The following is a 13,945-nucleotide window of genomic DNA, read 5'->3' on the forward strand; positions in this document are numbered from 1 at the left end:
CCCATGCCGGCCTCACCGCCGCCCGGCGGCCGCCCCGGCGGCTACGGCTACCCGCCCGCCGCGAGCGGCCAGCGGCCCCCGGCCGCCCCCGCCTCCGGCGGACGCACCCGCCACTGGATCGAGATCAACGGCACCCGCCACCAGATCTCCCGCGCGACACTCGTGCTGGGCCGCAGCACCGACGCCGACGTGCGGATCGACGACCCCGGCGTCTCCCGCCGGCACTGCGAGATCCGGACCGGAACGCCCTCGACGATCCAGGATCTCGGATCCACCAACGGCATCGTGGTGGACGGGCAGCACACCACCCGCGCTACGCTCCGCGACGGCTCGCGGATCGTCGTGGGCAGCACCACCATCATTTACCGGCAAGCCGAAGGGTGAAGCGGGGGCAATGTCAGAGCTGACCCTCACGGTCATGCGGCTGGGTTTCCTGGCCGTACTGTGGCTGTTCGTGATCGTGGCCGTGCAGGTCATCCGCAGCGACCTCTTCGGTACGCGTGTCACCCAGCGCGGCTCGCGCCGCGAGGCGGGCCGCCAGCAGCAGCAGGCCGCCGCCGCCCGCCAGGCGCCGCCGCAGCAGCGCCAGCAGGCCACCGGCGGCCGGCGCGGCCGTAACGCCCCCACCAAGCTGGTCGTGACCGAGGGCACCCTCACCGGCACCACGGTCGCGCTCCAGGGCCAGACCATCACCCTGGGCCGCGCGCACGACTCGACGATCGTGCTGGACGACGACTACGCCTCCAGCCGCCATGCCAGGATCTACCCGGACCGCGACGGCCAGTGGATCGTCGAGGACCTCGGCTCCACCAACGGCACATACCTGGACCGGTCCCGGCTGACGACTCCCACACCGATTGCGCTGGGCGCGCCGATCCGCATCGGCAAGACCGTCATCGAGCTGCGGAAGTAGTGCTACATCATGGATAGGCGCGAGCGGAGCGAGCACGCAGTGGCGGGCCCCACCCCGGCCCCCCGCGCGCTCCCGACCGGAGGGTGGGCAGTGTGGCTCGACACGACCGGCTGTACCCGGAGCCGACAGGCGAGGTGCGCATGAGTCTGTCACTGCGCTTCGCGGCCGGATCGCACAAGGGCATGATCCGGGAGGGCAACGAGGACTCCGGATACGCCGGCCCGCGCCTGCTCGCCATCGCCGACGGCATGGGCGGCGCGGCGGCCGGTGAGGTCGCCTCCTCCGAGGCCATCTCCACCATCGTCGCCCTCGACGACGACGTCCCCGGCTCCGACATCCTCACCTCCCTCGGCACCGCGGTGCAGCGCGCCAACGACCAGCTGCGCTCGATGGTCGAGGACGACCCCCAGCTGGAGGGCATGGGCACCACCCTGACCGCCCTGCTCTGGACGGGCCAGCGCCTCGGCCTGGTCCACGTCGGCGACTCCCGCGCCTACCTGCTCCGCGACGGCGTCCTCACGCAGATCACCCAGGACCACACGTGGGTGCAGCGCCTGGTCGACGAGGGCCGCATCACCGAGGAGGAGGCGACCACGCACCCGCAGCGCTCGCTGCTGATGCGCGCCCTCGGATCGGGCGACCACGTCGAGCCGGACCTGTCCATCCGTGAGGTCCGCGCCGGCGACCGCTACCTCATCTGCTCCGACGGCCTGTCCGGCGTGGTGTCCCACCAGACCCTGGAGGACACCCTCGCCAGCTACCAGGGCCCCCAGGAGACCGTCCAGAACCTGATCGAGCTGGCACTGCGCGGCGGCGGCCCGGACAACATCACCGTCATCATCGCCGACGTCCTCGACCTCGACACCGGCGACACCCTCGCCGGCCAGCTGTCCGACACCCCCGTCGTCGTCGGCGCCGTCGCCGAGAACCAGCACCAGCTGCACGACAACGGCATCATGCAGACCCCCGCCGGCCGCGCCTCCGGACTCGGCCGCCACGGACACGGCCAGGGCGGCGGAGGCGGCGAGTTCGGCCCGCCCGGCTCCGGCGACACCACCGGCTACATCCCCGCCTCCGGTTTCGACTACGGCGACGACGACTTCGCCAAGCCCCGCAAGAAGGGCCGCTGGCTGAAGAGATCCTTCTACGGCGTCCTCGCTCTGGCCCTCGTCGGCGGCGGCCTCTACGGCGGATACCGCTGGACGCAGACGCAGTACTACGTCGGCGCCGAGGACGAGCACGTCGCGCTGTACCGGGGCATCAGCCAGGACCTGGCCTGGGTCTCGCTCTCGAAGGTCGAGAAGGACCACCCCGAGATCGAACTGAAGTACCTGCCGCCCTACCAGCAGAAGCAGGTCGAGGCCACCATCCCCGAGGGCGGTCTGAAGAACGCCCAGGCGAAGATCCAGGAACTGTCGGTGCAGGCCTCCGCGTGCAAGAAGGAAGCGCAGCGGCGCGAAGCCGAGAGCAAGAACAACTCCAAGACCGGCGAAGGCGAGGCCGGGGGCACCACGGGAACCACTCCCGCCTCCTTCACGTCCAAGGCCACACCGACGCCGAACCCGTCCAACCCGTCGGGTTCACCGTCGGCACCGGAGAAGTCCACGCCCCCGACCACGACCGCACCCACTCCCAGCCCCGGCCCCAGCCTCTCGGAGGAAGAGCAGAAGGTCGTCTCGCTGTGCGGTAAGCAGTAGCCGTGAGAGGCCCTGTCACACGATGAGCGGTACGAATACGTCGCACTCGCCGACGCACCACACGTCCACGATCGGCGCCATCGGCGCGCCGAGCCGGCGCAACACCGAGCTCGCGCTCCTGGTGTTCGCCGTCGTCATCCCGGTGTTCGCCTACGCCAACGTCGGCCTGGCCCTCAACGACTCGGTGCCACCGGGCCTGCTGAGCTACGGGCTCGGACTCGGCCTGCTCGCGGGCGTCGGCCACCTCGCCGTACGGAAGTTCGCGCCGTACGCGGACCCGTTGATGCTGCCGCTGGCGACCCTGCTCAACGGGCTCGGCCTGGTCATCATCTGGCGCCTGGACCAGTCGGAGAAGCTTCAGGCGAGCAAGCAGTTCGTCGAGGCGGCTCCCCGGCAGCTGCTGTACTCCGCGATGGGCGTCGCCCTGCTGGTGGGCGTGCTGGTCCTCCTGAAGGACCACCGCGTCCTGCAGCGCTACACCTACATCTCCATGGCCGGCGCGCTGTTGCTGCTGGTCCTGCCGCTCGTGCCCGGGCTGGGCGCGAACATCTACGGCGCCAAGATCTGGATCAAGATCCCCGGCCTCGGCACCCTCCAGCCCGGTGAGTTCGCGAAGATCGCCCTCGCGGTGTTCTTCGCCGGCTACCTCATGGTCAAGCGAGACGCCCTCGCCCTGGCCAGCCGCCGCTTCATGGGCCTGTACCTGCCGCGCGGCCGCGACCTCGGTCCGATCCTCGTCGTCTGGGTCATCTCGATCCTCATCCTGGTCTTCGAGACCGACCTCGGTACGTCCCTGCTGTTCTTCGGGATGTTCGTCATCATGCTGTACGTTGCCACCGAGCGGACCAGCTGGATCGTCTTCGGCCTCCTGATGTCCGCGGTCGGCGCCGTCGGCGTGGCGAGCTTCGAGCCGCACATCCAGACGCGTGTGCAGGCGTGGCTCGACCCGATGCGCGAGTTCGAACTGAGCCGGGCGGGCGAGTTGGGCCACACCGAGCAGGCCATGCAGGCCCTGTGGGCCTTCGGCTCCGGCGGCACGCTCGGCACCGGCCTCGGGCAGGGCAACTCCGACCTCATCGGCTTCGCCGCCAACTCCGACTTCATCCTCGCCACCTTCGGCGAGGAACTGGGCCTCGCCGGCGTCATGGCGATCCTGCTGCTCTACGGCCTGATCATCGAACGCGGCGTACGCACCGCGCTCGCGGCCCGCGACCCGTTCGGCAAGCTGCTGGCCGTCGGCCTGTCCGGCGCCTTCGGCCTCCAGGTCTTCGTCGTGGCCGGCGGTGTCATGGGCCTCATCCCGCTGACCGGTATGACCCTGCCGTTCGTGGCCTACGGCGGTTCCTCCGTGATCGCCAACTGGGCCCTCATCGGCATCCTGCTGCGCATCAGCGACACCGCCCGCCGCCCGGCCCCCGCCCCCGCCGCCAACCCCGACGCCGAGATGACCCAGGTGGTCCGCCCGTCATGAACAAGCCCCTGCGCCGGATCGCGATCTTCTGCGGCCTGCTCGTTCTGGCACTGCTGATCCGCGACAACTGGATCCAGTACGTCCAGGCCGACGAGCTCCGCACCGACAAGAACAACCGCCGCGTCACCATCGAGCGCTATGCCTCCCCCCGCGGCAACATCATCGTCGGCGGGGAGCCGATCACCGGCTCCGCCGAGTCGTCGGGCAGCGACTTCAAGTTCAAGCGCACCTACAAGGACGGCGCCATGTGGGCGCCGGTCACCGGCTACGCCTCGCAGGCCTTCGGCGCCACGCAGCTGGAGTCCATCGAGGACGGCATCCTCACCGGTAACGACGACCGGCTGTTCTTCCGCAACACCCTCGACATGCTCACGGGCAAGAAGCAGCAGGGCGGCAACGTCGTCACCACCCTGAACGCCGCCGCGCAGAAGGCCGCTTACAACGGCCTGAAGCAGCAGGGCGGCAAGGGCGCCGTGGTGGCCCTGGAGCCGTCCACGGGCAAGATCCTGGCCCTGGCCTCCTACCCGTCGTACGACCCGTCGTCCTTCGCCGGCAACTCCACGACGACGGACACCGAGGCCTGGCAGAAACTGCAGAAGAAGGCCAACCCGAACGACCCGATGCTCAACCGCGCGCTGCGCGAGACCTACCCGCCCGGCTCCACCTTCAAGGTCGTCACCGCGGCCGCCGCCCTCGAGGACGGCATCTACTCGGACCCGGACGGCAAGACCGACTCGCCCGACCCGTGGATCATGAAGGGCACCACCACCAAGCTGCCCAACGAGGGCAACATCCCCTGCAAGAACGCGACGCTGCGGGTGGCCCTCCAGTACTCCTGCAACACCGTATTCGGCAAGATCGGCTCCGACCTCGGCAACGAGAAGATGCTGGACATGGCCAAGAAGTTCGGCTTCGACGAGGAGCAGTTCACGCCGGTCCGCGCCAACGCCTCGGTCTTCTCCGACAACATGAACCCGTCTCAGACCGCGCTGTCCTCCATCGGCCAGTTCAACACCGCCGCGACCCCGCTGCAGATGGCCATGGTCGCCTCCGCCGTCGCCAACGACGGCAAGCTGATGAAGCCGTACATGGTCGACGAGCTCCAGTCGCCGGGCCTCGACCCGATCGCGAAGACCGAGCCCGCAGAGCTGAGCCAGCCCCTGTCCGCGGAGAACGCCCAGAAGCTCCAGTCCATGATGGAGACGGTCGTCGACAAGGGCACCGGCGCGAACGCCAAGATCGACGGCGTCAAGGTGGGCGGCAAGACCGGTACCGCCCAGCACGGCGTCGACAACAGCGAGAACCCCTACGCGTGGTTCATCTCCTACGCCAAGGGCGACGACGACAGCTCGCCGGTCGCCGTGGCGGTCGTCGTCGAGGACGACGACGCCGTCCGTGACGACATCTCCGGCGGCGGCCTCGCGGCACCGATCGCGAGGAACGTGATGGAGGCGGTCATCGACAGCAAGAAGTGACCCCGCTCACGCCTGCTTCACATCGGTGCACGTTGCGATACCGGTCCTGTATCGGCTGACGGGCTTGGCCAGGTCACACAAAGCGAGCCGGGTACGGTAGGCCCGGACGGCAGCCTCCGACCGTACAAGCGTGCCGGTCGGGACCGACGGAGAGGGCTGGTAGGTAGCTATGGAAGAGCCGCGTCGCCTCGGCGGCCGGTACGAACTGGGCCAGGTGCTCGGGCGTGGTGGCATGGCGGAGGTCTACCTCGCGCATGACACCCGCCTCGGCCGCACCGTGGCGGTGAAGACGCTGCGCGCGGATCTCGCGCGTGACCCTTCCTTCCAGGCCCGGTTCCGCCGGGAGGCCCAGTCGGCCGCCTCGCTCAACCATCCCGCGATCGTCGCGGTCTACGACACGGGCGAGGACTACATCGACAACGTGTCGATCCCGTACATCGTCATGGAGTACGTGGACGGCTCGACCCTGCGTGAACTGCTGCACTCCGGCCGCAAGCTGCTGCCGGAGCGGGCCATGGAGATGACCATCGGCATCCTCCAGGCCCTGGAGTACTCCCACCGCGCCGGCATCGTCCACCGCGACATCAAGCCGGCCAACGTCATGCTGACGCGCAACGGCCAGGTCAAGGTCATGGACTTCGGCATCGCCCGCGCCATGGGCGACTCCGGCATGACGATGACGCAGACCTCCGCGGTCATCGGCACCGCCCAGTACCTCTCCCCGGAGCAGGCCAAGGGCGAACAGGTCGACGCCCGCTCCGACCTGTACTCCACCGGCTGCCTCCTCTACGAGCTGCTGACCGTCCGCCCGCCGTTCGTCGGCGACTCCCCGGTGGCCGTGGCCTACCAGCACGTCCGCGAGGAGCCGCAGTCCCCGAGCGTCTTCGACCCCGAGATCACGCCCGAGATGGACGCGATCGTGCTGAAGGCACTCGTCAAGGACCCGGACTACCGCTACCAGTCGGCCGACGAGATGCGCGCCGACATCGAGGCCTGCCTCGACGGCCAGCCCGTCGCCGCCACGGCCGCCATGGGCGCGGTCGGTTACGGCGGCTACCCCGACGACCAGCCGACGACCGCCCTGCGCGCCGACTCCGGCGCCGGCGCCACGTCCATGCTGCCCCCCATGAACCCGGACGACGGCGGCTACGGCTACGACGACCGCCCCGACCGGCGCCGCGGCCAGCAGCGCAAGTCCAACACCTCCACGATCCTGCTGGTGGTGGCGGGCATCCTCGTCCTGGTCGGAGCGATCCTGATCGGCCGGTGGGCGTTCAGCGGCGACGGAGGCGTGGGCAACGACACCGTCGCGGCACCCAACTTCATCGGCGAGACCAAGAGAAGCGCCCAGCAACTGGCCACGAACTCCGACCTCAAACTGGAGTTCTCCAACAAGCCCTGCGACAACCAGGCCAAGGGCAAGATCTGCAAGCAGGACCCCGTGGCCGAGACGCAGGTCAACAAGGGCGACACCATCTCCCTGGTCGTCTCCACAGGAGCACCGAAGGTGACGGTGCCCAGCGTCACCGGCCTGACTGTCGAAGAGGCCAAGGACAAGCTGGCGGGCGACAAGTACGAGTTCAAGATCGAGACGAAGACCCGGACGTCCCCCGAGAAACCGGGCACCGTCCTGGAGCAGAACCCCACCACGGGCGAAGAGGTGGAGAAGGGCTCCACCATCACGCTCACCGTCGCCAAGGAAGCCGAGAAGTCCACCGTCCCGGACGTGCTCGGCCAGAGCTGCGACGCGGCCAAGCAGCAGATGCAGGCCAGCGACCTGGTCGGCAACTGCACCGAGGTGGAGACCGACGACGACAACCAGGTCGGCAAGGTCATCCAGACCACACCGCAGGCCGGCACGTCCGTCGACCCGAACTCGTCGGTGAACATCCAGATCGGCAAGAAGAAGCAGCAGCAGAAGGTCAAGGTCCCGCAGGTCGTCGGCCAGACGGTCGGCCAGGCCAAGCAGATCCTCGCCCAGGCCGGCTTCACCAACATCCAGTTCGCCGGCGGCAGCGACCAGAGTGACAACGCCCTCGTCGCCGGCCAGAACCCCGGACCCAACCAGGAGGTCGACGACCCGGCAGGGACGACGATCACCCTCCAGACCGTCGGCTTCGGCCAGGACAACGGCGGCAACAACAACGGCGGCGGCGGTAACGGCGGCATCTTCGGCGGCCTCAACGGCAGCAACGAGGACGACTGACCCCGCCACCCCACCGTCACACCACAGAGCCCCCGGCCCCCACACGGGCCGGGGGCTCTGCATTTCCTTGCCCACGACGTCCCGAAAAGGCATGCGCCCGTCGATCGTGTCTTCATATGTCCCGACTCGTTCACCGGGTGGGTGGGGCATCGGTACTTCACCCCGGCCATACGAGCCGGGGGACAGAACGTGATCAACGAAACGGCCTTGCTGGAATCCCAGACCCTGCGCGGCAGCGTGCTCGACCGCACGGACGTGCTCGACAGGGTCAAGGCACTGTCGCTGCTGCCTGACGGGATGCATGTGACGACCGCGATGGTGGCGTCGTACTTCTCGGTGACGGTGGAAGTCATCCGTGCCCTCGTGCACGACCACCGTGCGGAGCTCGAAGCGAGCGGATACCGAGTCCTGACCGGGACGGAACTGAGTGACTTCAAGCAACTCAGTGGAATCCAGTCCCGCACCCGATCCCTCGCCCTCTTCCCCCGACGCTCCGTTCTCAACATCGCCATGCTGCTCCGGGACAGCGAAGTCGCACGTCAAGTGCGTGTGTACCTCCTCGACATGGAGTACCTGGCGCGCACACAGCCTGTGGAAAACCCTGCCCCGGCCGACGCCGCCTCCCTCGACGCCCACATCGACCAGCGCATCACCCACATCCTGGGCAGGACCGTCGTCCCCCTGTTCAACGCCCTGATCGAAACCTCGGGCGAGCACCGACGGGAGCTCACCGCCCTCCGGGCAGGCGTCCAGCGCATCGAGAAGCGACTCCAGCAGCACCACACCCGACTGCAACGGCTGGAAGCCCCCCGGGAGGGCCGCCCCCTCGCCGGAGTCATGGCCGCCATGGACGCCATGAACGGGCGCGAGTTCGAAGAACACGTCGCCGGGCTGCTGCGCCGCGACGGCTGCACCAGCGTCGTCGTGCAAGGCGGCGGAAGGGACCGGGGCATCGACATCACCGCGCTCACGGCCGACGGGCGGCGCATCGTCGTCCAGTGCAAGAGGTTCGCGCCCCACCTCTCCATCACCAGCCCCGAAATCCAGAAGTTCCTCGGGGCGGCCAAGGTCCTGCACGACTCCGAGGTGGCCCTGTTCGTGGCGACCTGCCCCTTCACCCGCGACGCCCTCAACATCGCAGCCGAAAGCGGCATCACCGCCGTGCATCGCGGGCTGCTGGAGGAATGGAGCGCCGGGGCGGGCCTGACGGTCCTGGAGTGACGGGCCCGCCACGGCAAAAGGCCCGAAGTCGCAAGGCAAAGTTGCGGCTTCGGGCCTCCCTCATGCTAGCGGCCGGCCTCCCACAAGGAGCGCGGTCAGCCAAGCTCCTCCGGCGGTGTCCGGTCCGCGTCCACCTTCTCGACCCGCTCCAGCTCGCCCCACACCACGTACCGGTACGTGCTCGTGTACACCGGCGTGCAGGTCGTCAGCGTGATGTAGTGGCCCGGCTTCTTCCTGCCGGACTCCTTCGGGATCTGGGAGAGGACCTTGACGTTGTACTTCGAGGTCTCGGGAAGGATGTCGTAGACCTTGTAGACGTACCACTTGTCCTTCGTCTCGAAGACGATCGGGTCGCCCTTCTTGATCTTGTCGATGTTGTGGAACTTGGCGCCGTGGCCGTCCCGGTGGGCGGCGAGGGAGAAGTTGCCGTCCTTGCCCGACATCGGCAGGGTCGCCTTGACGGGGTCGGTGTAGTAGCCGGCGACACCATCGTTGAGGATCTTGTTCGACGTGCCCTTCTCGACCAGGACCTCGTCGTTCCCCATCGCCGGCACGTGCAGGAAGCCGATGCCGTTCTTGGTGTTCAGCGCACCCGGTCCGCCCCGGCCCTGCGCCCAGTCCTCCCGGACCTTGTCCGCCTGCTTGCCCGCCGCACGGTCGGCGACCACGTTCGTCCACCACAGCGAGTAGACGACGAACAGGCCGAGCACCAGGCCCGCGGTGATGAGGAGTTCCCCGAAGAAGCTGACCGCCAGGGCGACCGGGCCGGTCCTGCGACGTGCCGCAGGCGGCCGCGACGTCGCGCCGGTGTGCTTCTCGTGATCCGTGTCGGTGGTCGCTGCCACTGGTCATCTGCCCTTAACTGACGAGCGCATCCGGCTTGCCCTTGCTGCGCGGCCGTTCCTCGACCATCTTGCCCCAGACGATCATCCGGTACTTGCTGGTGAACTCCGGCGTGCACGTGGTCAGCGTGATGTAGCGGCCGGGCTTGGTGAAACCGGACCCCGTGGGCACGGGATTCAGCACGCTCGTGTTGCTCGGCGGCGTCACCGGCAGGATCGACGCCATCTTGTAGACGAAGTACTCGTCCTGCGTCTCCACGACGATCGGATCGCCCGGAGCGAGCTTGTTGATGTACCGGAACGGTTCTCCATGGGTGTTGCGGTGGCCCGCCAGCCCGAAGTTCCCCGTCTTGTCACCGGGCATCGCCGTCTTCAGCGCACCCTCGGCGTAGTGACCGACCATGCCCCGGTCGAGCACGCCCTTGCTGTTGGTGCCCTCGGCGATCGGAACCACCACGTCCAGCTTAGGAATGTGCAGGATGGCGAAGCCCTGCCCCGGCTCGAACGCCCCCGGGTTGCGCTTGCCGCTCGCCCAGTCGTTCTGGAGGCTGCTGGCCTCCTGGCCGGCCTGGGCATGCGCCCGCACGTTCGTCCACCACAGCTGATAGGTGACGAACAACAGCATCAGCACGCCGGTGGTGATGAACACCTCGCCTATCGCCCGGCTCGCGACCACCGCCGGACCGGGCTTGCGCGCCCGCGCCTGCCGCCGCGCCTCGACCCGCGACAACGGCGCCCGCGAGGGGCCCCCGGCGTCGGCCTTGGCAGCCGCAGAGGCATCCGGCACACCGCCATGGCGCCCACGACGGCCTTTGGCGGCCTTCCTGCGGGCCGCACGGCCACCCTGGGCGGACCCGGCCCGCCGCGCACCCGAAGACGCGGCAGAGCCCGCCCCGGGGCCACCCGGCTCCGTCGGTGGATCCGGTATCCGCAACGCCACCGTCTCTTCGTCGACGGGCGGCAGATACGGCTCCTCCGGCACGCGCTCGTAGGCCGCGTACTGTCCCGGATGCCGCGGACCGGACCCCGGCCCCGCTCCCGGCCCCGGCCCCGAACCCGGCTCCGGCCCCGGCGGATACGGCTCCCCCTGCGGGGGCGCACCGTACCCCCCTCCGCCCGACCAGTCCTCGAACGCGCCCGACACCCCGTACGACTGCTGCCCGTACGAGGTGTCGGACTCGCGCTCGGGGCGCAGCGCGGTCACGCCGAGGCCCTGCCCACCACCGGGGCGAGCCCGGCCGACCTCGTCACCGCACCCTGGTCCCCGCACTCCACCAGCCAGTTGGCCAGCATCCGGTGCCCGTGCTCGGTCAGCACCGACTCAGGGTGGAACTGCACACCCTCGACCGGCAGTTCGCGGTGCCTCAGGCCCATCACGATGCCGTCGTGCGTACGGGCCGTGACCTCCAGCACCGCCGGAACCGTGGCCGGCTCGGCGGCCAGTGAGTGGTAACGCGTCGCCGTGAAGGGGGAAGGCAACCCGGCAAAGACACCCCCGCCACCGTGCTCGACCAGCGAGGTCTTGCCGTGCAGCAGCTCCGGCGCACGGTCCACCACACCGCCGTACGCCACCTGCATCGACTGCATGCCCAGGCAGACACCGAACACCGGAACACCCGTGTCGGCACAGTGCCGGACCATGTCCACGCAGACACCGGCCTGCTCCGGCGTACCGGGCCCCGGCGAGAGCAGAACCCCGTCGAAACCGTCCTGCGCGTGCGCCGTCGACACCTCGTCGTTGCGCAGGACCTCACACTCGGCGCCCAGCTGATACAGGTACTGGACCAGGTTGAAGACGAAGCTGTCGTAGTTGTCGACGACGAGAATGCGCGCGCTCACTGGTTGTCCACCGTCACATCGTTGAAGGGCAGCAGCGGCTCCGCCCACGGGAAGACGTACTGGAAGAGGACGTAGACCACAGCCACGACCAGGACGAGCGAGATCACTGCCTTCACCCACGTGTTCCCCGGCAGATGCCGCCAGATCCAGCCGTACATGCCGTCCCTTCCGTCGTACCACGGCACCAGACCCACGCCGTACAGCCACCAGACTAACGGCGCAGCGCCTCTGGTTTCCCGGCCTCCACAGGCTGGGTGGAGTCCAGGTGCGCCCAGACGATCAGCCGATGACTGTGCCCCCACTCCGGTTCGCACGTGGTCAGCGTCAGATACCGGCCCGGACGCGTGTACCCGGATGTACGTGGGACAGGGTCGATCACCTCGATGTCCGACGGCACTGTTTTGTACGGGCCTTTGTCGATCCGATACGTGAACCAGGTCCTACCGTCGGTCAGCACCACGGCGTCACCCCGCCTGAGCTCGGGAAAGTCCTTGAAAGGGTCGCCGTAGGTGCGGCGGTGACCGGCGACCGCGAAATTTCCCCGCTGCCCGAGCCGGGCGGTCTCCGCGTAGTGGCCCAGGCCCTTCTTCAGCGTGCCGGTGGCGGTGCCTTCGAGCACGGGCTTGTTCCACGTGAAACCAAGCCGCGGGATGTACATGATCGCGAAAGGCCTGCCCTCGGCATAGGGCGCGGGCTTCTCAGGACCCGCGGGGCCACCGGCCGGCGGACGGGGCTTCGACCACTCCTTCCGGAGCAGGTGGATCTGGTCGTCCATGACACCGTCGGCCTGCACGCCGGTCCAGAAGAGCACGTAGACGACGAACAGCACGATCAGGCTGCCGACGGTGATGCACAGTTCGCTGACGGTCCTGACGATCACGCGCACCGGCAGCTCCCCCGGTCCGGCTACTGCTCCACGGGCTTCGCGTAATGCAGATCCACTGTGCCCGAGTAGCCGGGCAGAGTCACCGGGCCGTTCTCCTCGACTTTCCATCCGAGCCCGTAGACATTGACGTAGACCATGTAGTTCTGGATCGCCGGCGAGGCCGCGAGCGCCGTCTGGAGCTTGCCCGGGTCCCCGACCGCCGTGATCTTGTACGGCGGCGAGTAGACGCGACCCTGCAGGATCAACGTGTTGCCCACGCAGCGCACCGCGCTGGTGGAGATCAGCCGCTGGTCCATCACCTTGATGCCCTTCGCCCCGCCCTGCCACAGCGCGTTCACCACGGCCTGGAGGTCCTGCTGGTGAATGACCAGGTAGTCGGGCTGCGGCTCGGGGTAGCCGGGGAGCTTGGCCGTGGCGTCCGGCGGGGCGTCGTTCAGCGTGACCGTCAGCGAGTCGCCCCTGAGCTTCTGCGTGCCCGCGCGCTTCTCCAGGGCCGAGAGCTTGTCGTCCTCCGCCTTGGTACTGCCGTCGTCCCGCTCGGCGAGGGCCTCTATGTCCTTGCGCAGGGCCCCGTTGGTCTCATCCAGCTCGCCGTTCTCCTGGCTGCGCTCGTGGATGAGATCGGACAGCTTCAGCAGGGAGGTGTCCGTGCGGATGTTGGTGCCCTTGGCCGTGTTGAAGCTGGTGAAGAAGATGAGCCCCGCCAGAGCGAACACGGCCGCCGTGAGGATGCGCACAGGCCGGAAACGCCGCGTGTGCTCAGGGGTGGATCCCGTCCCGGGGGAGTCGGCAGAATTGCTCAACGTACCCTTATCTCCTTCGGCGCGGCGGAAGCACTACGCTAACGGACGCCCGGGGGAGCAATCGGAGTCCCCTTACGCTGCCCCGAGACCGACCCAGTTACCTGCGCGGCCACGCAGCGCATCGACAGGAGAGACCCTCGTGCCGAAGTCACGTATCCGCAAGAAGGCCGATTACACGCCGCCGCCTGCCAAGCAGACGACCGCCATCAAGCTGAGCAACCGTGCCTGGGTCGCGCCGGTCATGCTGGCCATGTTCCTCATCGGCCTGGCCTGGATCGTCGTCTTCTACGTCACCGACGGCTCGCTGCCCATCGACTCGCTGGGCAACTGGAACATCGTGGTGGGCTTCGGCTTCATCGCCGCCGGATTCGGCGTCTCGACCCAGTGGAAGTAGCGGTCACCGTCCGGTGAACACAGCTCTGCCCAGGGGTGTTCGCTGAGTTATCCACAGAGGTTATCCACATGGGGATAATGAAGACGATCTGTGGATAACCCGCTGGACGTTGACGCCGGTATGACGGAAGTACCGGCACTCGAAAACTTGTTCGCCCCCTGCCTGACCTGCGGAAACGCAGGTCGGTGACAGGGGGCA

The 13,945-nt window shown here is 68.4% G+C and carries 14 protein-coding genes; 8 read left to right on the forward strand and 6 right to left on the reverse strand.

Features of this window, described 5'->3' with window-relative positions:
• The 7 genes from GTY56_RS10045 to GTY56_RS10075 form a co-directional block, all read left to right on the forward strand.
• Window positions 1–384 (forward strand): FHA domain-containing protein (locus tag GTY56_RS10045; RefSeq protein WP_161364591.1); only part of this gene is annotated, 384 nt, incomplete at its 5' end.
• 10 nt (window positions 385–394) lie between these two features.
• Complete coding sequence (locus GTY56_RS10050) at window positions 395–913, forward strand: FHA domain-containing protein FhaB/FipA (RefSeq protein WP_161364594.1); 519 nt, start codon at window positions 395–397, stop codon at window positions 911–913.
• A 140-nt stretch (window positions 914–1,053) separates the two neighbouring features.
• Entirely contained in the window at window positions 1,054–2,610 is a 1,557-nt protein-coding gene (locus GTY56_RS10055; RefSeq protein WP_202509978.1) for a Stp1/IreP family PP2C-type Ser/Thr phosphatase, read from the forward strand.
• A 22-nt stretch (window positions 2,611–2,632) separates the two neighbouring features.
• Window positions 2,633–4,081: an FtsW/RodA/SpoVE family cell cycle protein gene (locus tag GTY56_RS10060; protein WP_161364598.1), complete on the forward strand. Its 1,449-nt coding sequence runs from the start codon at window positions 2,633–2,635 to the stop codon at window positions 4,079–4,081.
• On the forward strand, window positions 4,078–5,556 hold the full coding sequence (locus GTY56_RS10065) for a peptidoglycan D,D-transpeptidase FtsI family protein (protein WP_161364601.1): 1,479 nt from the start codon (window positions 4,078–4,080) through the stop codon (window positions 5,554–5,556). Before GTY56_RS10060 ends, GTY56_RS10065 begins: the two co-directional genes overlap by 4 nt.
• A gap of 169 nt (window positions 5,557–5,725) precedes the next feature.
• Window positions 5,726–7,762: a Stk1 family PASTA domain-containing Ser/Thr kinase gene (gene pknB, locus GTY56_RS10070; protein ID WP_161364603.1), complete on the forward strand. Its 2,037-nt coding sequence runs from the start codon at window positions 5,726–5,728 to the stop codon at window positions 7,760–7,762.
• A 189-nt stretch (window positions 7,763–7,951) separates the two neighbouring features.
• Window positions 7,952–8,983 carry a restriction endonuclease gene (locus GTY56_RS10075; protein WP_161364606.1) on the forward strand — a complete coding sequence of 344 codons (1,032 nt, stop codon included), beginning with the start codon at window positions 7,952–7,954 and terminating at the stop codon, window positions 8,981–8,983.
• A 95-nt stretch (window positions 8,984–9,078) separates the two neighbouring features.
• On the opposite strand, the gene GTY56_RS10080 is transcribed toward GTY56_RS10075, so the two are convergent.
• Genes GTY56_RS10080 through GTY56_RS10100 form a run of 6 tightly spaced genes read right to left on the reverse strand, consistent with a single transcriptional unit; the run spans window position 9,079 to window position 13,353 of the window.
• Window positions 9,079–9,828, reverse strand: coding sequence for a class E sortase (locus GTY56_RS10080; RefSeq protein ID WP_161364609.1), 750 nt, complete (start codon window positions 9,826–9,828; stop codon window positions 9,079–9,081).
• Window positions 9,829–9,841: 13 nt separating this feature from the next.
• Window positions 9,842–11,029 (reverse strand): class E sortase, encoded by a 1,188-nt coding sequence (locus GTY56_RS10085; RefSeq protein ID WP_161364611.1) that lies wholly within the window; start codon window positions 11,027–11,029, stop codon window positions 9,842–9,844.
• Window positions 11,026–11,664, reverse strand: a complete 639-nt coding sequence (locus GTY56_RS10090) for an aminodeoxychorismate/anthranilate synthase component II (protein ID WP_062927984.1) — start codon at window positions 11,662–11,664, stop codon at window positions 11,026–11,028. The genes GTY56_RS10085 and GTY56_RS10090 overlap by 4 nt, the downstream gene beginning before the upstream one ends.
• On the reverse strand, window positions 11,661–11,858 hold the full coding sequence (locus GTY56_RS39855) for a hypothetical protein (protein WP_033309918.1): 198 nt from the start codon (window positions 11,856–11,858) through the stop codon (window positions 11,661–11,663). Before GTY56_RS39855 ends, GTY56_RS10090 begins: the two co-directional genes overlap by 4 nt.
• A 17-nt stretch (window positions 11,859–11,875) precedes the next feature.
• A complete protein-coding gene (locus GTY56_RS10095; RefSeq protein WP_161364613.1) occupies window positions 11,876–12,550 on the reverse strand; it encodes a class E sortase in 675 nt (224 codons plus the stop codon).
• Between the two features lie 20 nt (window positions 12,551–12,570).
• Entirely contained in the window at window positions 12,571–13,353 is a 783-nt protein-coding gene (locus GTY56_RS10100; RefSeq protein WP_161364615.1) for a DUF881 domain-containing protein, read from the reverse strand.
• A gap of 139 nt (window positions 13,354–13,492) precedes the next feature.
• Between GTY56_RS10100 and crgA the strand changes: the two genes are divergently transcribed.
• The gene (crgA, locus tag GTY56_RS40435; protein ID WP_030846986.1) at window positions 13,493–13,747 is read left to right on the forward strand and encodes a cell division protein CrgA; all 255 of its coding nucleotides are present in this window, start codon (window positions 13,493–13,495) and stop codon (window positions 13,745–13,747) included.
• The last annotated feature ends 198 nt before the right edge of the window (window positions 13,748–13,945 follow it).

Origin of the sequence: Streptomyces sp. SID5643, from assembly GCF_009872555.1 — a bacterium.
GTDB classification, from domain to species: domain Bacteria; phylum Actinomycetota; class Actinomycetes; order Streptomycetales; family Streptomycetaceae; genus Streptomyces; species Streptomyces iakyrus.